This window comes from Halomarina halobia (genome assembly GCF_029338575.1).
GTDB lineage: Archaea > Halobacteriota > Halobacteria > Halobacteriales > Haloarculaceae > Halomarina > Halomarina halobia.
In genome coordinates, this window is the sequence record NZ_CP119992.1 from 1,943,164 (window position 1) to 1,964,627 (window position 21,464).

Below are 21,464 nucleotides of genomic sequence, written 5' to 3' on the forward strand. Positions count from 1 at the left end.
AAGCGAAGGGAGAAGGGTACTCTAGTCCGCGGCCGCCTCGACCGTCTCCGACTCGCCCTCGACGTAGTACTTCTCGATGAGCTCCTCGTCGATGCGGTTGAGTTCCGTCTTCGGAAGCATCGAGAGCAGCTTCCAGCCGATGTCGAGCGTCTCGTCGATGCTCCGGTCGGTGTGGTAGCCCTGCTGGACGAACTCCGTCTCGAAGCGGTCCGCGAAGTCGAGGTAGCGGTTGTCGCGCTCGGAGAGCGCCTCGCGACCGACGATGTTCACGAGGTCGCGCAGGTCCTCGCCCTCCGCGTACGCGGCGTAGAGCTGGTCGGAGACGTCCGCGTGGTCCTCGCGGGTGAGCCCCTCGCCGATCCCGTCGTCCATCAGCCGAGAGAGGCTGGGCAGCGGGTTGATCGGCGGCTGGACGCCCTGGCTGTTGAGCGACCGGTCGATGTAGATCTGCCCCTCCGTGATGTACCCCGTCAGGTCGGGGATCGGGTGAGTGTCGTCGTCGCCGGGCATCGTGAGGATGGGGATCTGCGTCACCGACCCCTCGCGGCCCTCGATGCGGCCCGCGCGCTCGTAGAGCGTCGCCAGGTCGGTGTACATGTAGCCGGGGTACCCGCGGCGACCGGGCACCTCCTCGCGCGCCGCGCCGATCTCGCGCAGCGCCTCGCAGTAGTTGGTCATGTCCGTGAGGATGACCAGCACGTGGTAGCCCTTGTCGAACGCGAGGTACTCGGCGGTCGTGAGCGCCATGCGCGGCGTGACCGTCCGCTCGACGGCGGGGTCGTCCGCGAGGTTCATGAAGACGACCGAGCGCTCCAGCGCGCCCGTCCGCTCGAAGTCCTCCATGAACTCGTTTGCCTCCTCGGCCGTGATGCCCATCGCGCCGAAGACGACCGCGAACTCGCTCGCCTCCTCGCCCTCCTCGGCGGCCTCTTCCGGCACCGTCGCCTGGCGGGCGATCTGGAGCGCGAGGTCGTTGTGCGGCAGCCCCGACGCGGAGAAGATGGGCAGCTTCTGGCCGCGAACGAGCGTGTTCATCCCGTCGATGGCGGAGACGCCCGTCTGGATGAACTCCTCGGGGTACTCCCGCGAGACCGGGTTGATCGCCGCGCCGATGATGTCGTGGCGCTCCTCCGGGACGATCTCCGGGCCGCCGTCGATCGGGCGACCGGAGCCGTCGAGGACGCGCCCGAGCAGGTCCTCGGTGACGGGCATCTTCAGCGTCTCGCCGAGGAAGCGAACCGACGCGTTGCGGTCGATCCCCTCGGTCCCCTCGAAGACCTGGATGGCGACGTAGTCGCTCGTCGCTTCGAGCACCTGCCCGCGGCGGGTCTCGCCGTCGCCGGTCTCGATCTCGACGATCTCGTCGTAGCCGATGGGTTCGTCGGTCTCGACGAACACCAGCGGGCCGCTGATTTCGGTGATTGTCTGGTACTCTTTCATCAGTAGAGATCCCTCACTTCCTCGGTGATGTCCTCCTTGAGTTCGGCGATGAACTCCTCGTAGTTCTCCGCCGTCCCCATGCGGTTGAGCCGCGGGGCGGCCTCGATGGCGACGATCTCGTCGACGGGAACGCCGGCGTCGAGCGCCTCGAACGCCTCGTCGTGGAACGTCTTGATCGCCGTCAGCATGAGGTAGATCTTCTCCGGCTCGCAGTACGTGTCTACGTCGTGGAACGCGTTCTGCTGGAGCCACGCCTCGCGGAGGTAGCGCGCGACCTCGAGGGTCAGCTGCTGGTCCTCCGGCAGCGCGTCCTTGCCGACGAGCTGGACGATCTCCTGGAGTTCGCCCTCCTCGTCGAGCACGTCGACCGCCCACTGGCGCGTCTCCGGCCAGTCGGCCGCGACGTTGTCCTCGAACCACGGATCGAGCTGCTCGCGGTAGAGCGAGTAGGACTCGTTCCAGTTGATCGCCGGGAAGTGACGCCGTTCCGCGAGGTCGGCGTCGAGCGCCCAGAACGTCTTCACGATGCGCAGGGTGTTCTGGGTGACCGGTTCGGAGAAGTCGCCGCCGGGCGGCGAGACGGCCCCGATGACCGAGATCGACCCCTCGGTGCCGTTGATGTTCTCGAACTTGCCGGCGCGCTCGTAGAACTGCGAGAGGCGCGCGGCGAGGTAGGCGGGGTAGCCCTCCTCGCCGGGCATCTCCTCCAGGCGCGAGCTGATCTCGCGCATGGCCTCCGCCCACCGCGAGGTGGAGTCGGCCATCAGCGCCACGTCGTAGCCCATGTCGCGGTAGTACTCGGCGATGGTGATGCCGGTGTACACGCACGACTCGCGGGCGGCGACGGGCATGTTCGAGGTGTTCGCGATGAGGCACGTCCGGGACATGAGCGGCTTCCCCGTCGTCGGGTCCTCGAGTTCGGGGAAGTCCTCGATCACCTCGGTCATCTCGTTGCCGCGCTCGCCGCAGCCGACGTAGACGACGATGTCGGCGTCGGCCCACTTCGCGAGCTGGTGCTGGGTGACCGTCTTCCCGGAGCCGAACGGCCCCGGGATGGCGGCCGTCCCGCCCTTCGCGATGGGGAACAGGCCGTCGAGGATGCGCTGACCGGACACGAGCGGCGTGCGCGGCGTGTTCTTCTCGACGGTCGGACGGGCCTCGCGGACCGGCCACTCCTGGCGCATGGTGATCTCCTCGCCGTTGTCGAGCGTGGCGATCGCCTCCGTCACCGTGAACTGGCCGGCCTCGATGGACTCGACGACCCCGCCCTCGAAGCCCGGCGGGACGAGCACTCTGTGCTCGATGCTCTCGGTCTCGGGGACGGTGCCGACGACGTCGCCGGGGGCGACTTCCTCGCCCTCCTCGACGGTCGGGGTGAACTCCCAGACCCGCTCCAGGTCGATACCGGGGGCGTCCACGCCGCGGTCGAGGAAGGCGCTGTTCATCTTCTCTTCGAGGACGTCGAGCGGGCGCTGGACACCATCGTAGATGGAGTCGAGCATGCCCGGTCCGAGGTCCACCGAGAGCGGCGACCCGGTGTTGACGACGGGTTCGCCGGGGGCGACGTCGGAGGTCTCCTCGTAGACCTGGATGGTCGTGAGGTTCCCCTCGATCTCGATGACCTCGCCCATCAGCCCCTCCTCGCCGACGTAGACGACGTCGTTCATGCGGGCGTCGAGGTCGACTGCGCTCACGACCGGTCCGCTCACGCTCTCGATGACGCCCTCTTGCTGTTCGGCGTCGATGTCTTGTGCTTGACTCATTCTTGGTCTTCCTCCATCAGGTCGATACCGATGGCACGCTTGATCTGCTCGCGCAGCCCGCCGCTGCCGGCGGTCCCGCCCAGCGTGACCAGGACGGGTTCGACGCTCGTTTCCACCTCCTGTCGCACCTGCCGCGACAGGTGATCGAGGTCCTCGTCGTGCATCACGACGATGCCGACCTCGTCGTCCGCGAGCATCCGTTCGACGGCGCTATCGAGCTCCGCGGGTTTATCGTCGTCGGGGACGCTCGCGAAGCGGCGCACCCCGGCGAGGCGGAACCCGGCCGTGAAGTCCGGACTGCCGATGACCGCGATCTCCTGACTCATCGTACCACCAGTTCCTCTTCGATCTCCTCGTCCGACAGGCCCGCCTCGGTTCCGCGCGCGATGGCCCGGATGTTGTCGACCTCGCGCTCCTTCGCCAGGATGTACGCGAGGACCGGACAGACCGACAGCGGATACCGGTTCGACAGCGTGTGCGAGTACTCGAGCAGCGCCTGTTCGAGCGCGCGCTCGAACTCGATCAGGCTCCCCGCGGCGTCGAGCTGATCGAGCGCCGCGTCGAGGTCGTCGCCGTAGGGGCTCGTTCGAATGCGCTCGACGAGCTGGTCGGGGTTGCCGACGAGCTGTCGCAGTTCGCCCTCGTCGAAGAGGCGACCGCCGGGGATGAAGTACTCGGCGGGGTCGATGTCCGCGCCGCTCCGGGCGAGCCGGAGGGCGTTTCGGGTGTTGCGGAAGTCGATCTCGGCCTGCAGGAACTCGACGTAGAGCCGCGTCGCGCGGTTGGGCTCCGCGGGCAGTCCCGTCAGGAGCGACCGGTAGTACGCGCGGTCGACGGCGTTCTCGAGGGGGACGAGCACGCCCGTCTCCTCGTAGTCGTCGTAGGCCGCGGCGAGGGCGTCGCCGAAGAGCGTGTTGTCGAGCACCTCGACGGCGGTCTCGATCGAGTCGGCCTCGACGAGCCGGTTCAGCGTGCGGTCGTCGAGTTCGCCGGCGCGGATGAGGTCGTCCTCGATCTCCTGCCGGTCGGCGTCCGAGTAGAGCCCGCGGATGACCGTCTTCACGTTCCACGCGTCGAACTTCCGGAGATAGCGCGCGAGGTAGTCGTAGAGCGTGCCCTCCGCGAAGTCGAGCAGGTCGTTGAAGTGCTTCGCGAGGTTGCGGTTGAGCGCGTACTCGATGAGGTCGACGCCGGAGTACCGAGCGCCGAGGGCGTTCATCTCCTCCTCGTACTCGGTCTCCTCCATGAACCGGGCGATCTCGCCGGGGCCCATGCGGACGAGCTTGCGGTAGTCGTCCGTGTCGAACAGCGCCGCCCTCCGGGCGCGCGCTCGCGCCGTGACGTATTCGTAGTTCGCTGCCTCGTTCGCCGTGCTCATTGGTCGAACAGGTGGGAGCTGACGTCGCGGAGGCTGTCCTCCCAGACGTCCTCCAGCACGGAGTCGAACGTGTTGTTCACGCGGATGCGCGAGCCCTCGCTCTCGACGATGACGCCGCCGAGACACTCGATCGCGCCGGCGTACTCGTAGTTGTCGTAGTCCGCGAGGATATCGGCGAGCAGCGCCTCGTCGTCGGCGCGGCCGTAGACGCGCTTCTCGGCGTCGGCGTCGAACTCCTCGTCGGCCGCGTCGAGGAGGGCGCGGGTGAGTTCCTCGCGGCCCTCCTCCATGGTCGCGACGCGACGCTCGACGGACTCGCGGACGTCCGACAGCACGTCGCGGCGCGCCTCGAGGCGCGCCTGCTTGGCCTGCAGCTTCGCGCTGGATAGCTTCTGCTCGCGCTCCTGGTCGATCTGCCGTTCCACCGCCCGCTTTCGCTCTTCGAGGATCTCTTCGGCGTCGGCCTCGGCCTCGGCGACGATCGCCTCGGCGCGCTCGTCGGCGTCCGAACGGATCTCCTCCGCACGCGCGCGGGCCTCGTCTCGAATGTCCTCTACGACCGTTTCAAGGCTCATAATGTGAGAAGGCGGGTGGGTTTAGACGACGAAGACGGTGACCAGCGCGAGGATGACGAGCGTCTCCGGCAGGACCGTCAGGATGAGGCCGCGACCGAACATGGCGTCGTCCTCGGCGATGGCTCCGACCGCGGCGGCACCGATGCCACGCTCCGCGTACCCCGCACCGAACGCGGCGAGACCGACCGCGATGGCCGCGCCGGCCGTCGGGGGGATGGCGGGAGCCGACTGCTGAAGGAGCGGTGCGATACTGCTGACGAACGCGATGACGAATTCTAGCATGGATTCCGGGATGGTTCGCTCGTAACCGAACAGTTGGGAATCGACTCAGTAGCTTCATAAAGCTTCCCAAATTCACCAGCCAACGCCGCCCTAGAACGGCGAATCGTAAGGTTTGACCCTCTCGAAATACCTATATTGAGGGTTCGGGAGAGGGTGAGAGAAGGCCGCAGAACCCCGGGTCCCCGAGGAGTCAGTCCTCGGTGGTGTAGGTCCGCTCGTAGCCGAACGGCTCGTACGCCTCGCCGCCGCCCTCGAAGAACTTGCCGAAGAACTCGACGTACTCGAGACGCACCGCCTGTAGGCCGGCGCTGGTGACGCCGAGCACGAGCACGAGGGCGTGGCCGACGACCAGGATCAGGACGCCGACGAGCCCGCCGACGACGAGTTCGAGCGGCCCCGTACCGGTCATCAACCCGCCGAAGACCACCTCGCCGTGTTCCTCGGCGTACGCGAGCGAGTGTGGGAAGATGAAGTGCCACTCGCCGTCGTGCTCGTACGCGCCGAAGGCGAGCAGGTTCACGACGAACGCCATGCCGGCCTTCGCGAGCAGCACCGCGGCGAGCCGCGTGTACGACAGCCCGTTGACGAGCACGTTGAGGGCCTCGACGCCCTCGATGGGTTCGCCGTAGACCAGCAGCACGAGGCCGACCGCGAACACCGCGAGACCGAGGTAGCCGACGGGCTCCGGGAAGCCGGTGAACCCGAGCGCTAAGGGGTTGCCGTTGAAGACGCTCTGCGGGCCGACCATGAACGCGGGCGCAGTGTCGAGCAGGATGTCGCTGAAGACGAACGCCCAGAGGCCGACGAGCATCAGGATCCAGGAGCCGCTGTGCAGCATCGCATCCTTGAACCCGTGGTCCAGGTGCTCGTAGAAGTCGAACGCGTACCCGATGGTCAGGTGGAGCAACCCGAGCAGGACGCTGATCACAAGCCAGAGGAACGCGTACTCCTCGTAGTGCGGCTGCAGCCCCTTGTGGATGGGCGGCGAGCCGCCCCAGAGGACGTCACCGAGCACGTGTAGCCCGAAGACCTCGCCGTAGAGGATGCCGAAGACGACGGTGGCGACGCCGGCGATGATACCGACGCCGCCGAGGCTCTTGATCGCCTCGCTCTCGAACTTCGTGTAGATGTACCAGCCGATCGCGATGTAGAGGAGCCCGTACCCGAGGTCGCCGATCATCAACCCGAAGAACAGCGGGAAGGTGAGAAACAGGACAACCGTCGGGTCGAGTTCCGAGTACCGCGGGCGGTTGATGACCTGGACGATGGTCTCGAACGGCTTCACCGGACCGGGGTTCTGCTGGACGACCGGCGGGGCGAGGGTCGTCTCGCCGTGGGGGCCGCGCTCCGCGTCGACCGTTCCCCCGTCGGCGGCGACCTCCTCGTCGCCGTCCGCGCCGTCACCGCCGTCGGCGGCGGCCGTCGGTCGACTGCCGGGCGCGCCGCCGACATCCTCGCGCTCGACGACGCGGCCGTGACCGTCGTACTGCGCGACCTCCAGTTCGTCCACGTCGACGTGCTCGCCGACCTCCCGTTTGAGGCCGTCTTCGAGGTCCCCGACGCGGTCGGTGGGGATCCACCCCTCCGCGACGAACGCGTTCTCCGTCGTCGCGAAGGAGAGCGGCGCCTCGCGCTGCTCGACCTCGATGGCGAGCGTCTCCTCGGCGGCGAGCAGGAACCCGCCGACCTCGTAGCGCTCCTCCTCGAGCTGGTTCTCGACGGTCCGGAGCTTCGACTGGAGCTGCTTGCGCTCGTGTTCGAGTTCGGAGACGTACTCGCTCGGGGTCCCCGCCGCGTCGGGGATGTCGTACGCCGCGAACTCCGTCCCGACGAGGACGTCGTCGAGTTCGTCGGTGCGCGCGAAGACGGCGAGGACGCCGTCCTCGGCGAACACGCGGTAGTCGTCGATCCCCGCGTCGTCGAGCGCGTTCCGGACCCGCTCCGCGTCGCCCTCGCCGGCGGCGACCGACAGCGAGTCGTAGCCCGACAGGAGGTCGAGGTCGATATTGAGCCGCGCGAACGGCTCCATCGCGTCGGTGCGGTCCTCGACCGCGCGCAGGTCGTCGCGCAGGTCGTCCCGCCGGTCGTCGAGTTCGTTGACGCGTCGGCGGATCTCCTCGAGGTCCTCCTCAAGCGCCTCCTCGGTGACGATGCGGGCCGGGCCGGCGTCCTCGTCCTCGATGCCCAAGATGCTCTGGAGCGCTCGAACGGTGACGAGCCTCTCGGCGGCCCGGTCGGCACCCGACAGCGGGTTGCCGGGGGTGAACGCCTCCCACTCGCCGCCGTAGTCGGTGATGTGCAGCAGGTTCAGGTCGTGAACGGCCTCGATGGCGTCGTCGATGACCTTCTTCGAGCCGGTCACCGAGACCCGGCTCATCCGCTCAGGTCTGAGCATGGACGGCCTCCTTGAACCGGTCGAGCACCTCCTCTACGACCTCGTCCTCGCGGTCTTTCGCCTTCGCTTCGAGCGCGGCGCGCTCCTCCTCACCAGCCTCGAGGATGGCCTCGCGCTCCTCCTCGATGCCCGCGCGGGCCTCGGCGAGCCGCTCGGCCTCGTACTCGTCGGCCTCGGCCTCGGCCTGCGCGCGGATCTCGTCGGCGCGCCGGCGCGCCTCCGCGATGCGGTCGTCGCGGTCGCTCTCGGCCTCGTCGAGGATTTCGTCGGCCTCGCGCTCGGCCCCTTTGATGCGGTCAAGAACCTCGGGTCTCGCCATAATTATGTCAGACGAAACTTGGACGAGGGCCTATTTGGTATTTGCGAACCGACGCGACCTTTTACGACGCGGGTGCGCCTCTGGCGCACCCGCTGTAAAAGCTCGATCAAAAGCACTGCGTCACCCCCTCAGTCGCGCCGTCGGCGCTCCTTCGAGGGTTCCTTGCCTTGGCCCGCTCCCGTTGGTCGCTCGCGGTACAGCGCAACGGTACCGCGATGATACTCCGCCGCGGCCGTGAGCGCGTGGCCGAACGGCGCGCGGGCGTGGGAGGGCTGGCGCGCGGGCGTGGTGCTGATCCCTCCCAGTCCGCCAGAACCGCACGACGACCCCTGGCAGTCGCTCACAATCTCACGCTGACACGAAACTGGACCTCACTCCCTACCGCTCCCGGAGGACGACGAACTCCGCGAGGTCGCGCAGGTACTCGAGCGCCTGCGCGTTCCCGTCCTCGCCGGACACGGTCGCGGTCTGGAGGGCGGCGAGGGCGTCGTCGGCCTGCGCGTAGGCGCGCTCGTTCACCTCCTCGGGGGTCATGTCCGTGATCTGAACGAGCGAGGGGCGCTCCATGATCTCGTCCTGGCCGGTCGGCTTGCCCAGTTCCTCGGCGTCGGCCGTCGCGTCGAGCACGTCGTCGCGGATCTGGAAGGCGACGCCCACCCCCTCGGCGTAGGAACCGAACGACTCGACCGCGTAGGCGTCCGCTCCCGCCGCGACTGCGCCCAGCTCGGCGGCGGCGCGGAAGAGCGCACCCGTCTTCCGCCGGGCGAGCGTCATGTACTCCTCCTCGGTGCTCGGCTGCGCGACGAGTTCCGTCGCCTCGCCCTCACCGAGTTCGACCATCGCCTCGCTCACGATCTGCATCGCCTCCTCGTCGGCCGAAAAGAGCGCGAACGCCTCGCCGAGCAGCCCGTCGCTCGCCACGATCGCCGGCCCGTAGCCGAAGGCCGTCCACGCCGCCTCGACGCCCCGGCGAAGCTCCGACCGGTCGATGATGTCGTCGATGACGAGCGAGGCGTTGTGGACGAGTTCGACCCCCACGGCGAAGTCGATCGCGTCGGCGGAGTTCCCCCCCGCCGCCTCGCAGGTGAGCACCGTCACCATCGGTCGGACGCGCTTGCCCCCCGACAGCGAGACGTGGCGCACCCGATCTGCGAGTTCCGGCGGCTCGACCGCGTCGAGGACCTCCTCGAGGCGGTCCTCGATGCGCGACCGCCGGGACTCCAGGTATTCCATTGTATATAAAGGTGGTGACGGCGCGGCAAGTACGTGACGGAACGCGGGAGGGTTCGAGGGCGTGGCGCGCGGACGCGGTCGGTGGAGCCACAAAGCGTTTGTCCCCCCTCGTGAGAGCGTGGAACGATGTCTCCCCGGCTTCCCCGCTACCACGTCGTCGCGCAACGAAACCAGCGAGAGCGACGATCCCCGCGAGCCCGGGGAAAGGGACGAAACCGACAGCGACGGCCTCGCCGTCGGTCGCCCCCGTCCGGTTGAAACGGTGGGATGAGGCCCCTCGCTCGCTCGCGCTCCGCGACCAGTCGCGGGTCGAGCGGGTCGTACGGTTCGCCGTCGAGCATCATCTCCTTCTCCGATTTCATTCCTGATTCCTGGTTTTGCCGTCTCGACGTGAGTAATTAGGCCGGCCGGTGCGGCGTTCCGCCTCCTCGTAGCGCGACGGCCCGGACGGTGCGCCAGCGCACTCACCGCGAGCGACCAACGGGAGCGAGCGGGCCGAGGAACGAACGGAGTTCCCGCGAGCCGAAGGCGAGCGGGAGCACGGAAGACGAGCGTGGCGAGTCTTCCGGAGCGCTCTTCGAGCGCGAAGTGAGTGACGAGTGCTTTTGATCGAGCTTTTGCCGAGCGAGGGCCGAAGGCCCGAGCGCAGAGCAAAAGGTCGGACTACTGGAACTCCTCGATCAGCGCGGGGACGACGTCGAAGAGGTCGTCCACGATGGCGTAGTCGGCGAGGTCCATGATCGGCGCGTTCGGGTCCGTGTTGATCGCGACGATGGTGTCGGATCCCTTCATCCCGGCGACGTGCTGGACCGCCCCGGAGATCCCGATGGCGATGTAGACCTTCGGGGTGACGACCTTGCCGGACTGGCCGACCTGCCGGTTCTTCGGCAGCCAGCCGGCGTCGACGATCGGGCGCGAGGAGGAGAGCGTCGCGCCGAGGGCGTCCGCCAGCCGCTCGACGAGTTCGATGTTCTCCTCCTCCTCGATACCGCGGCCCACGGAGACGAGCACGTCGGCCTCGCTGATGTCCACGTCGCCGCCGGCGACCTCCTCGAAGCCGGTGACCGTCGAGCGCACCGCCGACTCGTCGATCTCGGCGTCGAAGGCCTCGATCGATGCGCTCCCGTCGCCCTCGGCCTGCGGCCACTCCGCGGGCCGGACGGAGACGGCGACCTCCTCGGCGTCGACCTCCACGGTCGTCTCCACCTTCGAGCCGTACATCTCCCGGGTCACCTCGAGCGTCCCGTTCTCCCGCGAGAGGCCGATCGCGTCGGTGACGATGGGCACGCCGAGGCGCTCTGCGACCGCCGGGGCGTAGTCGAGGCCGTTGACCGAGTTGGGCATGAGGAGCGCACCGGGTGCGATCTCGGCGGCGAGCTGTTCTGCGACCTGCACGTAGACGTCGTGGTTGAACTCCTCGCCCTCGGCGACGGTGTGGATGACGTCCACGCCCTCGCGGTTCAGCTCCTCGGCGAACCCGTCGACGTCGCCGCCGATGACGGCGAGGTGGAGATCGCCGCCCTGCTGGTCGGCCAGTTCGCGCCCCGCGGTGACGAGTTCGAGGCTCACGTCGCGGAGCGCGCCCTGGCGGTGCTCGGCGATCGCGAGGACGTCGTCGGCGCTCATCCCTCGACCACCCCCTTGTCCCGCAGGAGGTCGGCCAGTTGCCCGGCGGTGTCCTCCGCGCTCCCCTCGAAGACGGTCGCCTCGCCCTCGGCTTCGGGTTCGTACATCGCGGTGCGGGTGACGGGCGACTCGACGACGCTCGCGTCGAGCCCGAGGTCGGAGAGCTCCTGAACGTCGAGTTCCTTGCGCTGGGCCTGCCGGATGCCACGCAGGCTGGCGTACCGCGGCTCGTTGATCCCGGTCTGGATGGTGAGTACCGCGGGGAGTTCGACGTCGGTGAGTTCCTCGACGCCGCCCTCCAGTTCGCGGTGGACGTGGGCGACGCCACCGTCGGCGTCGAGGTCGAGAGCGTTCACGACGGCCGCCCACTCGAAGCCGACGGTGTCGGCGAGCGCGACCCCCGTGGCCCCGAAGGCGTCGTCGTTGGCCTGCACGCCGGTGAAGACGAGATCCGGCTCCTCCGCCTCGACGACGGCCGCGAGGATGTCGGCCTTCGCGCCCACGTCGAGCATCTCCGTGCCGGCGAGCGTGTCGTCCCACACGCGAATCGCTCGGTCGACCCCCTTCGCGAGCGCCATGCGGATGGTCTCCTCGCTCCGCTCGGGGCCGATGGTGACGGAGACGACCTCGACGTCGTCTCCCGCCTCCGCGATCCCGACGGCCTCCTCGATGGCGTAGTCGTCCCACTCGTTGAGGTCGTATTCGAGGTACCGCTCGGAGATGTCGAGGCCGTCGATTTCGAAGTCGTCCTCGGCCTCGGCCACCTCCTTTACGGTGACGAGTATTTTCATGCACCCGGTAGTGGCCCCCGTGCGGTGTTAAACGTTTAGGAACGACCGTTATCGTCCTCCGAGTTTGGGATGCTGATCAGGTTCTCCCGCCCGATCCGGAGCTTGTCGATGCGCCCCTCCTCGTCCATGCGCGAGAGCAACTGTGAGACCTTCGCGTTCGACCAGTCGGTCTCCGTGACGATGTCGGCCTGACGCATCCGTCCGCCGTTGTACTGGAGGAGGCGCTCGACGCGCTCCTCGTCGCTGAGCAGTTCGTCGTCCACGTCGAGGCCGTCCGTCGCCGCGTCCGCGCCCGGTTCGACGCCACCGCCGGGGTCGGGACCGGGGGGTGTCGAGGTCGCACCGCCGTCCGCCCCGCCGTTCCCGGGCGTCGGCCCGCGGCCGCCGCGCCGTCGCAGGGCGTACATCCCGACGACGGACACCGCGATGAGGAGCGCCGCGCCGCCCAGGATCGGCGCGAAGAGGTCCGGGTCGGTGGGGTCGCCCCGACGCTCTCCGACCCCGCGCTCGCGGTAGACGACGGTCAGCTCGTCCGGCGAGAGCGAGGTATGGCCGCGCCACGTGAGGACGCCGTTCACCTGCCCGACCTGCGCGCTCTCGACGTAGTACCCCGCGGGCGGGCGGACGACGAGGCGCTGGTTCGAGTCCAACCTGTCGAGCCACAGCCCGTCGCGCGTCCGGAACGCGTCGCCCACGCGGATCCGGTCGTCGTCGACGACGGCGAAGTTCGTCCACCTGAACGAGAGCGAGAGCGTGCCCGTCGCGTTTCGCGGCCCGTCGCTGTCGTTCACGCCCGTCAGGTTCGTCGACCGCGTGACGTTCTCGAAGGCCATCTCCCGCCCGGTCGCCTCGGCGGCGAGCGAGTTGGCCCGTCTGAAGGCATCGACCGGGAGCGCGGCGGTACCGGTGCCCGACTCGAAGTCCTCCGCGACGTCGCGGAACGCCGCCGTCTGGTTGCTGTCGTTGAGGGCGAACCGGACCGAGACGGTGAACCGCGCGTCGCCGTCCGCCCGGAGGTCGATCTGGATGGTCTGGATCGGGTCGAGCGACGAGGGAGCCCGCGCGGCCGCCCCACTGGTCGGTATCCCACCGATCACGACGAGGAGACAGATCGCGATGGGAAGGGCGAGGGTGAGACGCGACCCGGTCCGCATGTGGCTCCGACTGGTCATCCGAGGACGAAAACCCTTTCCATCCGTAATATATTCGGATGAATTACCGGCCGAATCGGTCGGTCCGCCCCGCCGGATCGGCCACGAGAGGGTCGGATTTTTATATCATTACGCGAATTTCTCGAACGATGCGACGTACCGTCGGCCTGGTGCTGGCGCTCTGCTGTGTCCTCTCGGCGGGCGTTTCGGCAGTACCGCTCAGCGCGTCGTCCGCGTCGTCGTCCACTCCGGCGGCGGTCGCGACGGCTCCGGCCGCCCTCCCCGTCGTCACCGCGAACAACACCACGAACTACCTCGACCTGAACCGTACCGCGGTCATCGGTCCCAACTTCGACCGGGCGGACGTCGACGTCGGCACCGCCCTGTCGGCGGACGCGACGGCGATCGGCGGGGAGGTGCGATCGAAGGCGCTCGACGCCGCGTTCCGGGACGCCGAGACGCGCGACGCGCGACGTGCGCTCCTCCTCCGATACACCCGCTACGTCGAGAACGAGACGGCGGAATTGCGCGCTCGGGAACGACGGGCGCTCTCCGCGTTCAACGCCGGGGAGCGGTCGACGAGCCGGTACCTCCGGACGCTGGCCCAGCTCGACGCCGAGGCTGAACAGCTCGATCGGCTCGTCGGTCAGCTGAACGTGCTGCGAAAACGGGTTCGGGGTGCCCCCGTCTCCGAACGACGGCTCAACGCCGTCCGCGCGGACCTCGTCGCGCTCGACGGCCCCGTGCGCGAGCACCTCGTCTCCGTTGCGGCCGGGAGGGCCTCGCCGACGCGAGTCTCCGTCGAGACCTCGGACACAGGCCTGGTCCTCTCGACGATCACGGACCGGGGGAGGCGGCCGGTGTACCTGCGCGAGGCGTACCTCGGCGACGTCCGGCGAACGTCGACCGGTCCGGACCGGTACCGGGGCGACGACATCATGGAGATACCGGGCCGGGTCAACGAACTCTACCCGTGGGCCTCGACGCGCTCGTACGACGGGATCCACGGCATGGCGGAGGTCTACCGCGTCTCGCTCTCCCACCCCCACGGCTACCTCACGACGTTCCTCGACGGGCAGAGCGATCAGGTCTTCCGCGAGTACCAGCGCAAGGACCTCATGTTCGTTCCGATCACGCGCTCCACGTCGAACGTCACCGACGAACTCAACCTCACGGTCGGGCAGACCCACGCCGGCGGACCGCTGCTCGTCCGGCTGGAGAACGCCACCGGCGCGCCGGTCAACGCGACCGTCTCCGTCGACGGCGACCCCGTCGGCACGACCGGGAGCGACGGCGAACTCTGGACGCTCTCGAGCGGACGCGCGGTCGTCGGCGTCCGCGCGACGGCCGAGGAGGGGACGGCGACGGTCGCCGTCCGGGACTCCCGGTCGACGAACGGCACCGGCTGACGCGGGCGAGGGGTCGGAAGCGAGAATTTATCTCCGAAGACGTGACCAGCACGTCCCGTGTCCGATCGCGCCGCCTCCCCAGTGGTCGCCGTCGCGCTCCTCCTCGCGCTGACCGTCGCGACGGCGGCCGTCGTGGGCGCGCTGGTGCTCGACCGCGCCGCGCCCGCCGACCCCGCCCCTCGCGTCGCCCTCTCGCTCTCCGCCGACGCGTCCGGGACGATCGCCCTCACGCACCTCGGGGGCGACCCCGTCGATCCCGACGCGCTCCGGATGCGCGTCCGGGTGAACGGCGATCCGGTCGCTCACCAGCCCCCCGTACCGTTCTTCGCGGCCCGCGGATTCGAGAGCGGCCCGACGGGCGCGTTCAACAGCGCGACGGCGGGTCGGTGGCGGCCGGGAGAGACGGCGAGCCTCCGGCTGGCGGGGACGAACACGCGGCTCCGGGAGGGGTCGCTCGTGACGGTTCGGCTGTGGGTCGACGGTCGGCCGCTCGCGCGCCTCGAAGCGCGCGTCCGAGGCGGATCGCGGCGAATCGCGTCGTACGTGCCGGGGCCGTCGCGGGTCGGCGCGGCGGGACGACGCGGCGGGGAGAGGGTGGGGAGGGGACGGGCGGCGGGACGTTCAGGAGGACTCGGTCTCGACGGCCTCGTCCGTCGCGCCGGGTGCGCGCGCGACGGTGGTGATGGCGATCTCGGGGCTGTAGCTCGGTCCCATGAGGTGGTGTTCGAACGACTCGAAGCCGGCCTCGGCGAACATGCGGTCGGCCTCCTCGGCGTCGTAGAAGAGCATGATCGCGTCCGCGAGCCGCCCGACGATCGACGACTTCGGGTAGTTCGGGCCGACGACGAGCACCGTGCCGCCGGGCTGGACGACGCGGCGGAGTTCCGCGAGCGTGGCGACGGGGTCCGGCCAGTACTCGATGGAGCCGGAGGACCAGACGGCGTCGAAGGCGTCGTCCCGGAAGGGGAGGCGTTCGGCGTCGCCGAGGTAGAAGTCCACCGGGCCGGTCCTACCGAACTTCGCCCACGCCTTCTCCAGTTGGTGGACGCTCTGGTCGAGGCCGTGGACGTTCTCGGTGCGTTCGAGCAGCCCCTCGGTGGCGAACCCGGTGCCGCAGCCCACGTCGAGGACGGCGTCGCCCGCCTCGACCTCGGCGAGGTCGAGCGCCTCCGCGCGCATCTCCTCGTTCCAGATGAAGGGGTTCACTCGATCGTACACCGTAGAGAGGTACTTGTAGAACAGCCGCGCGCGAGCCTTGTCTTCGAGGACTCCCATTGCCCGCGGTTGGGACCGTCCGCGCATAGTTCTGCGGATTCGCGGTCGCGGGATGGACGTCGGTCAGTCTTCGGTGGACGCGATTCGGACGTCGATACCTCGAACGTCCCGACAGCCCACGACCGAACCAGCGCCACTGATCGCCTCGAAACCACCTCGAAAGCCCTCGGGGGCTCGGGTCGGGGGGCTCGTTGCGCGCGCTCTCTCGCGTCGCTCGTTCGCGTGCTTACGTCGCCCGCCTTCCCCGAGCCCCCTCGCCCTTTCGATCCGCCAGGAGACGGGCATAGCGAGTCTCCCGTGCTCCCGTTCGCTCGCGCTGCTCGCTCACGGGACCGCCAGGGATCAGCACCACGCCCGCACGCCAGCCCTCCCCCGCCCTCGCGCGGCCCTCGCGCCGCTCGGGCACGCGCTCTGGGCCGACCGGGAGGGGGAAGTCAGGTCAGTGGGGTCGGGCCACAGAATCAGGTCGAGAGGGTACTCAGCCCGCGTCCCCGTCCACGCGCGCCTCCGTCCCGGCCAGTAGCTCGATCACCTGCATCACGCCGGAGTTGTCGTCCCGGCCCATGTCGTTGGTCACCATCGACTTGTAGAGTTCGTGGGCGAGTTCCGTGGCGGGCATGGGCGCGCCGAACGCCTCGCCCGCGTCGGTGGCGATGCGGAGGTCCTTGTACTGGTAGTCGGCGAAGAACCCCGGTTCGAAGTTGCCGCGGATCATCCGCGGGGCGCGGTTGTCGAGCGTCCAGCAGCCCGCCGCGCCGCCGCTGATGGCGTCCACGACGGCCTGGAGGTCCGCGCCCGCCCTGTCGGCGAAGACGAGCGCCTCGCTGACGGCGACGTTCGTGCAGGCGACGACGATCTGGTTGCACGCCTTGGTGACCTGCCCCGCGCCGGTCGGCCCGCAGTGGGTGACCGTCCCGCCCATCACCTCGAAGAGGTCGCGGTGCTCGTCGAGCACGCCCGCCTCGCCGCCGACCATGATCGAGAGCGTCCCCTCGACGGCCCCCTCCTCGCCCCCGCTGATGGGCGCGTCGAGCATCGAGCCCCCGGCCTCGGCCACCGCCTCGGCGACGCGCTCGGTGACCGTCGGCGAGATGGTGGACATGTCGATCACCGTCGTCCCCTCGCGCAGGCCGTCGACGACGGGGTTCGGCTCCGTCTCGCCGCCGAGGACGACGCGCTCTACGTCTGGCGAGTCGGGGAGGCAGGTCACGACGACGTCCGCGCGCGCCGCCACGTCGCGGGGGGAGTCGCCCGCCTCGCCGCCGTCCTCGACGAGTTCCTCCACGGGGTCGTTCGAGCGGTTGTAGCCGACGACGGGATACCCCGCGTCGAGCAGGTTCCTGGCCATCGGCAGGCCCATGATACCGAGTCCGATGAATCCGACCGTCTTCTCGGGCATGCCCGTGAGCGCGTGGCACGCCCGCAAAAGTGTTGTGTCACCCGCTATCGAACCGTATCGAAGACCGTCAGGAAGATACAACCTTTTTGCGATCCGCCCGTTATCGAACGGGTATGCACGAATCGGACGCTCGCGACGACGCCGAGCGCGAGCGGGCGAGAGACGGTCCCCCGGTCCGCGCGCGATGAGGCCCGAGGATCGGCGGTACTTCGACCGGATCGAGTCGCGCCTGGAGGAGGCGATGGGCGTCGCGAGCGAGGCGAAGCGCCGCGGGGGCGACCCGAAGCCGGAGGTCGAGATCCCCGTCGCCCGGGACATGGCCGACCGCGTCGAGAACATCCTCGGCATCGACGGCGTCGCGGAGCGCGTCCGCGAACTCGAGGGCGAGATGTCCCGCGAGGAGGCCGCCCTCGCGCTCGTCGAGGACTTCGTCGAGGGGGCCGTCGGGGACTACGACACCGAGGCCGGGAAGGTCGAGGGGGCGGTCCGCACCGCCGTCGCCCTCCTGACGGAGGGGGTGGTCGCCGCGCCGATCGAGGGGATCGACCGCGTCGAGGTGAACGACAACGACGACGGCACCGAGTACGTGAGCGTCTACTACGCCGGCCCGATCCGCTCCGCGGGCGGCACCGCCCAGGCGCTGTCGGTGCTCGTGGCCGACTACGCCCGGACGCTGCTCGGGATCGATCGGTTCAAACCCCGGACGGACGAGGTGGAGCGCTACGCGGAGGAGGTCGGCCTCTACGACAAGGAGACGGGCCTCCAGTACTCCCCGAAGGACGAGGAGACGAAGTTCATCGCGGAGCACACCCCGATCTGCCTCGACGGCGAGGCGACCGGCCAGGAGGAGGTCTCGGGCTTCCGCGACCTCGAGCGCGTGGACACGAACTCCCCGCGCGGCGGGATGTGCCTCGTCCTCGCGGAGGGGATCGCGCTCAAGGCGCCGAAGATCCAGCGCTACACCCGCAACCTGGACGAGGTGGACTGGCCGTGGCTTCAGGACCTCATCGACGGCACCATCGGGAGCGACGGGGGAATCGACGCCGGGGGCGACGAGGGCGAGGGCGACGCGGCGAGCGACGAGGACGACGGAGACGGCGCGGGCGACGCGGAGGACGGGAACCACGCGGGAGACGGCGACGCGCCCGCGGCGCCCGCCGGACCCGACGGCCCGCCGCGGGTCGAACCCGCCGGGAAGTACCTCCGCGACCTCATCGCCGGGCGACCCGTCTTCGGCCACCCGAGCGAGCCGGGGGGCTTCCGCCTTCGCTACGGCCGGGCGCGCAACCACGGCTTCGCCACGGCGGGCGTCCACCCCGCGACGATGCACCTCGTGGACGACTTCCTCGCCACCGGGACGCAGATCAAGACCGAGCGCCCCGGCAAGGCGGCGGGCGTCGTCCCCGTCGACAGCATCGAGGGGCCGACGGTCAGGCTGGCCAACGGCGACGTCCGGCGCATCGACGACCCCGAGGAGGCCCTCGAGGTGCGAAACGGTGTCGAGTCGATCATCGACCTCGGCGAGTACCTCGTCAACTACGGCGAATTCGTCGAGAACAACCACCCGCTCGCGCCCGCCTCCTACACCGTCGAGTGGTGGGTGCAGGACCTCGAGGCCGCCGGGGGCGACGTGCAGGCGCTCCGGGACTCCCCGCACGTCGATCTCGAGGACCCGAGCGCCGAGGAGGCCCTGTCGTGGGCGCACGGGTACGACGCGCCGCTGCACCCGAAGTACACCTACCTCTGGCACGACCTCCCGGTCGAGGGGTTCGAGGCGCTCGTCGACGCCGTCGAGGCGGGGCACCTCGCGCGCGCCGACGGGGCGGCGATGCCCGGCGGCCCGGAACCGGGGAACGGCGACCGGGACGCGCTCGTCGTCCCGCGGGGCGACGCGATCTGCGAGGCGCTCGAGATCCTCCTCGTCGAGCACACGCGGGGCGAGGAGACCGTCACCGTCCCCGACGCCCGCCCGCTGCTGCGCTCGCTGGGGCTGACCGACGACCTCGAACGGACCTGGGACGACCTCTCCCCCGAGGCGCGCTCCTGGGACGGCGGGGAGAGCGCGATGCGGGCGGTGGCGGAGGTCGCCGCCTTCGAGGTGCGGGAGCGCGCGCCGACGCGCATCGGCAACCGGATGGGCCGCCCCGAGAAGTCCGAGAAGCGCGAGATGAGCCCCGCGGTCCACGCGCTCTTTCCCATCGGCGAGGCCGGCGGCAACCAGCGCAACCTCGGCCAGGCCGCCTCCCACACCGACTCGATGCGCGGCGCGGCCGGGCAGGTCGAGGTGCAGGTCGCCCGGCGGGAGTGCCCCGACTGCGGCGAGCGGACGTTCAAGCCGCGCTGTCCCGACTGCTCGACGCACACCGACCCCGTCTACGAGTGCTACAGCTGCGGCGTCCGCGCCGAGCGCGACGAGTCCGGCCGTGCGGTCTGTCCGCGCTGCGAGCGCGACGCGGAGGCCGTCGAGCGCCGCACCGTCGACCTCGCCTCGGAGTACCGCGAGGCGCTCGCGAACGTGGGCGAACGCCCCGGTAACTTCGAGATCCTGAAGGGGGTGAAGGGGCTCACCTCCGCGGAGAAGGTCCCCGAACCCATCGAGAAGGGCGTCCTCCGGGCGAAACACGGCGTCTCGACGTTCAAGGACGGCACCGTCCGCTACGACATGACCGACCTGCCCGTCACCGCCGTCCGGGCCTCGGAACTCGGCGTCGAGGTCGAGCAGCTCCGCGCGCTCGGCTACGGGACGGACGTGGACGGCGAGCCGCTCCGCCACGACGACCAGCTGGTCGAACTGCGCGTCCAGGACATCGTCCTCTCGGACGGCGCGGCCGAGCACATGCTCAAGACCGCCGACTTCGTCGACGCGCTCTTAGAGCAGTACTACGGGCTCGAACCGTTCTACGACGTCGAGGAGCGACAGGACCTCGTCGGCGAACTCGTGTTCGGGATGGCACCCCACACCTCCGCGGCGGTCGTCGGCCGGGTCGTCGGCTTCACGAGCGCGGCGGTGGGGTACGCCCACCCGTACTTCCACGCGGCGAAGCGGCGGAACTGCTTCCACCCCGACACGAAGATCTGGTTCCGGGACGAGGATGGAGCGTGGCGCTACGAGCGCATCGAGGAGTTCGTCGAGGAGCGCATGGACGATCCCCGGGAGGACGACTTCGGAACGCTCGTGCAGGAACTCGACGGTGACGTCGTCGTCCCGTCCATCGACGAGGGCGGAGACGAGCGACTGCAACCGGTCGAAGCCGTCTCGCGGCACCCCGCTCCCGACCACCTCGTGAGGATCGAGACGCGCGGCGGACGGTCGATCACCGTCACGCCGGAGCACACGATGCTCCGCGCTGCCGACGGCGTCGAGCGCGTCACGGCGAGCGAACTAGCGGTCGGTGACGAGTTACCGGTAGGGCCGGTCGACCGAGGGACGACAGCCACCACAGCGCGTCGACCGGTAGCCGCCGACGGCGGAGCCGTCGCGACGGACGCCGTGAGTCGCGTCGAGATCGTCGGGGCCGACACCGACCACACCTACTGTCTCACCGTCTCGAACACCCACAATCTCGTCGCCGAAGGAGTACGGGTCGGCCAGTGTGACGGCGACGAGGACTGCGTCATGCTCCTCATGGACGGCCTGCTGAACTTCTCTAAATCCTTCCTCCCGGACAAACGCGGAGGTAGCATGGACGCGCCACTCGTCATGTCCTCGCGCATCGACCCCGCCGAGATCGACGACGAGGCGCACAACATGGACGTCGTCCGGGAGTACCCCCGCGAGTTCTACGAGGCGACGCGGCGACTGGCCGACCCCGACGAGGTCGAGATCACCATCGCGGAGGCGTCCCTCGGCACCGACCGCGAGTACGTGGGGTTCGATCACACCCACGACACCTCGAACGTCGCGCTCGGGCCGGCGCTCTCGGCGTACAAGACCCTCGGCAGCATGATGGAGAAGATGGACGCGCAGCTCGAACTCGCGCGGAAGCTCCGGGCGGTGGACGAGACCGACGTCGCCGAGCGTGTCATCGAGTACCACTTCCTGCCCGACCTGATCGGGAACCTCCGTGCGTTCTCCAGACAGGAGACGCGGTGTCTCGACTGCGGCGAGAAGTACCGCCGGATGCCCCTGACCGGCGACTGCCGGGAGTGCGGCGGCCGGGTCAACCTCACCGTCCACCAGGGGTCGGTGAACAAGTACATGACCACCGCGATTCGCGTCGCCGAGGAGTACGACTGTCGCGACTACACGAAACAGCGCCTCGAAGTGCTCCAGAAGAGCCTGGAGAGCGTGTTCGAGAACGACAAGAACAAACAGAGCGGTATCGCCGACTTCATGTAAACCCACCTTTTGCTGCGCTCGGCGGCTTCGCCGCATCGCTGGCAAAAGCTGGATCAAAACCCTCCTCGCTCCCACCGCCGGACTCGCGG

At 69.3% G+C, this 21,464-nt stretch carries 17 protein-coding genes; 2 read left to right on the plus strand and 15 right to left on the minus strand.

Going from position 1 to position 21,464, the window contains the following annotated elements; translation table 11 throughout:
- Window positions 1–21: 21 nt before the first annotated feature.
- From P1K31_RS10280 to P1K31_RS10340, 13 genes are all read right to left on the minus strand, one after another.
- Window positions 22–1,440, minus strand: coding sequence for an ATP synthase subunit B (locus P1K31_RS10280; RefSeq protein WP_276303237.1), 1,419 nt, complete (start codon window positions 1,438–1,440; stop codon window positions 22–24).
- Entirely contained in the window at window positions 1,440–3,203 is a 1,764-nt protein-coding gene (locus P1K31_RS10285; RefSeq protein ID WP_276303238.1) for an ATP synthase subunit A, read from the minus strand. The genes P1K31_RS10280 and P1K31_RS10285 overlap by 1 nt, the downstream gene beginning before the upstream one ends.
- Window positions 3,200–3,529: a V-type ATP synthase subunit F gene (locus P1K31_RS10290; protein WP_276303239.1), complete on the minus strand. Its 330-nt coding sequence runs from the start codon at window positions 3,527–3,529 to the stop codon at window positions 3,200–3,202. Before P1K31_RS10290 ends, P1K31_RS10285 begins: the two co-directional genes overlap by 4 nt.
- Window positions 3,526–4,581 carry a V-type ATP synthase subunit C gene (locus P1K31_RS10295; protein WP_276303240.1) on the minus strand — a complete coding sequence of 352 codons (1,056 nt, stop codon included), beginning with the start codon at window positions 4,579–4,581 and terminating at the stop codon, window positions 3,526–3,528. The genes P1K31_RS10290 and P1K31_RS10295 overlap by 4 nt, the downstream gene beginning before the upstream one ends.
- Window positions 4,578–5,156 (minus strand): V-type ATP synthase subunit E, encoded by a 579-nt coding sequence (locus tag P1K31_RS10300; protein WP_276303241.1) that lies wholly within the window; start codon window positions 5,154–5,156, stop codon window positions 4,578–4,580. The genes P1K31_RS10295 and P1K31_RS10300 overlap by 4 nt, the downstream gene beginning before the upstream one ends.
- A gap of 21 nt (window positions 5,157–5,177) precedes the next feature.
- The gene (locus P1K31_RS10305; RefSeq protein WP_276303242.1) at window positions 5,178–5,438 is read right to left on the minus strand and encodes an ATP synthase subunit C-like protein; all 261 of its coding nucleotides are present in this window, start codon (window positions 5,436–5,438) and stop codon (window positions 5,178–5,180) included.
- 190 nt (window positions 5,439–5,628) lie between these two features.
- Window positions 5,629–7,833: a V-type ATP synthase subunit I gene (locus P1K31_RS10310; RefSeq protein ID WP_276303243.1), complete on the minus strand. Its 2,205-nt coding sequence runs from the start codon at window positions 7,831–7,833 to the stop codon at window positions 5,629–5,631.
- Window positions 7,820–8,152 (minus strand): ATP synthase archaeal subunit H, encoded by a 333-nt coding sequence (gene ahaH, locus P1K31_RS10315; protein WP_276303244.1) that lies wholly within the window; start codon window positions 8,150–8,152, stop codon window positions 7,820–7,822. Before ahaH ends, P1K31_RS10310 begins: the two co-directional genes overlap by 14 nt.
- Before the next feature lie 378 nt (window positions 8,153–8,530).
- Complete coding sequence (locus tag P1K31_RS10320) at window positions 8,531–9,385, minus strand: polyprenyl synthetase family protein (RefSeq protein WP_276303245.1); 855 nt, start codon at window positions 9,383–9,385, stop codon at window positions 8,531–8,533.
- Window positions 9,386–9,531: 146 nt separating this feature from the next.
- Window positions 9,532–9,747, minus strand: coding sequence for a maltose acetyltransferase domain-containing protein (locus tag P1K31_RS22060; protein WP_379801545.1), 216 nt, complete (start codon window positions 9,745–9,747; stop codon window positions 9,532–9,534).
- Window positions 9,748–10,048: 301 nt separating this feature from the next.
- Window positions 10,049–11,011 carry an electron transfer flavoprotein subunit alpha/FixB family protein gene (locus tag P1K31_RS10330; protein WP_276303246.1) on the minus strand — a complete coding sequence of 321 codons (963 nt, stop codon included), beginning with the start codon at window positions 11,009–11,011 and terminating at the stop codon, window positions 10,049–10,051.
- Entirely contained in the window at window positions 11,008–11,802 is a 795-nt protein-coding gene (locus tag P1K31_RS10335; protein ID WP_276303247.1) for an electron transfer flavoprotein subunit beta/FixA family protein, read from the minus strand. The genes P1K31_RS10330 and P1K31_RS10335 overlap by 4 nt, the downstream gene beginning before the upstream one ends.
- A 35-nt stretch (window positions 11,803–11,837) precedes the next feature.
- Entirely contained in the window at window positions 11,838–12,974 is a 1,137-nt protein-coding gene (locus tag P1K31_RS10340; protein WP_276303248.1) for a helix-turn-helix transcriptional regulator, read from the minus strand.
- Window positions 12,975–13,102: 128 nt separating this feature from the next.
- Here P1K31_RS10340 and P1K31_RS10345 point away from each other — a divergent pair, with 128 nt between their 5' ends.
- A complete protein-coding gene (locus P1K31_RS10345; protein ID WP_276303249.1) occupies window positions 13,103–14,362 on the plus strand; it encodes a DUF7096 domain-containing protein in 1,260 nt (419 codons plus the stop codon).
- Between the two features lie 621 nt (window positions 14,363–14,983).
- On the opposite strand, the gene P1K31_RS10355 is transcribed toward P1K31_RS10345, so the two are convergent.
- Window positions 14,984–15,637, minus strand: a complete 654-nt coding sequence (locus P1K31_RS10355) for a methyltransferase domain-containing protein (RefSeq protein ID WP_276303250.1) — start codon at window positions 15,635–15,637, stop codon at window positions 14,984–14,986.
- 478 nt (window positions 15,638–16,115) lie between these two features.
- Window positions 16,116–17,036, minus strand: a complete 921-nt coding sequence (locus tag P1K31_RS10360) for an NAD(P)-dependent oxidoreductase (RefSeq protein ID WP_276303251.1) — start codon at window positions 17,034–17,036, stop codon at window positions 16,116–16,118.
- Between the two features lie 184 nt (window positions 17,037–17,220).
- Here P1K31_RS10360 and P1K31_RS10365 point away from each other — a divergent pair, with 184 nt between their 5' ends.
- Window positions 17,221–21,375, plus strand: a complete 4,155-nt coding sequence (locus tag P1K31_RS10365) for a DNA-directed DNA polymerase II large subunit (RefSeq protein WP_276303252.1) — start codon at window positions 17,221–17,223, stop codon at window positions 21,373–21,375.
- Window positions 21,376–21,464 lie beyond the last annotated feature (89 nt).

Excerpts from the sequence above, each read along its gene's own strand:
- P1K31_RS22060 (WP_379801545.1), bottom strand. The coding sequence starts at position 9,747 with ATGAAATCGGAGAAGGAGATGATGCTCGACGGCGAACCGTACGACCCG.
- P1K31_RS10365 (WP_276303252.1), top strand. The coding sequence starts at position 17,221 with ATGAGGCCCGAGGATCGGCGGTACTTCGACCGGATCGAGTCGCGCCTG.
- P1K31_RS10310 (WP_276303243.1), bottom strand. The coding sequence starts at position 7,833 with ATGCTCAGACCTGAGCGGATGAGCCGGGTCTCGGTGACCGGCTCGAAG.
- P1K31_RS10355 (WP_276303250.1), bottom strand. The coding sequence starts at position 15,637 with ATGGGAGTCCTCGAAGACAAGGCTCGCGCGCGGCTGTTCTACAAGTAC.
- P1K31_RS10290 (WP_276303239.1), bottom strand. The coding sequence starts at position 3,529 with ATGAGTCAGGAGATCGCGGTCATCGGCAGTCCGGACTTCACGGCCGGG.
- P1K31_RS10360 (WP_276303251.1), bottom strand. The coding sequence starts at position 17,036 with ATGCCCGAGAAGACGGTCGGATTCATCGGACTCGGTATCATGGGCCTG.
- P1K31_RS10330 (WP_276303246.1), bottom strand. The coding sequence starts at position 11,011 with ATGAGCGCCGACGACGTCCTCGCGATCGCCGAGCACCGCCAGGGCGCG.
- P1K31_RS10320 (WP_276303245.1), bottom strand. The coding sequence starts at position 9,385 with ATGGAATACCTGGAGTCCCGGCGGTCGCGCATCGAGGACCGCCTCGAG.
- P1K31_RS10345 (WP_276303249.1), top strand. The coding sequence starts at position 13,103 with ATGCGACGTACCGTCGGCCTGGTGCTGGCGCTCTGCTGTGTCCTCTCG.
- P1K31_RS10305 (WP_276303242.1), bottom strand. The coding sequence starts at position 5,438 with ATGCTAGAATTCGTCATCGCGTTCGTCAGCAGTATCGCACCGCTCCTT.
- P1K31_RS10340 (WP_276303248.1), bottom strand. The coding sequence starts at position 12,974 with ATGACCAGTCGGAGCCACATGCGGACCGGGTCGCGTCTCACCCTCGCC.
- P1K31_RS10280 (WP_276303237.1), bottom strand. The coding sequence starts at position 1,440 with ATGAAAGAGTACCAGACAATCACCGAAATCAGCGGCCCGCTGGTGTTC.
- P1K31_RS10295 (WP_276303240.1), bottom strand. The coding sequence starts at position 4,581 with ATGAGCACGGCGAACGAGGCAGCGAACTACGAATACGTCACGGCGCGA.
- P1K31_RS10285 (WP_276303238.1), bottom strand. The coding sequence starts at position 3,203 with ATGAGTCAAGCACAAGACATCGACGCCGAACAGCAAGAGGGCGTCATC.
- ahaH (WP_276303244.1), bottom strand. The coding sequence starts at position 8,152 with ATGGCGAGACCCGAGGTTCTTGACCGCATCAAAGGGGCCGAGCGCGAG.
- P1K31_RS10300 (WP_276303241.1), bottom strand. The coding sequence starts at position 5,156 with ATGAGCCTTGAAACGGTCGTAGAGGACATTCGAGACGAGGCCCGCGCG.
- P1K31_RS10335 (WP_276303247.1), bottom strand. The coding sequence starts at position 11,802 with ATGAAAATACTCGTCACCGTAAAGGAGGTGGCCGAGGCCGAGGACGAC.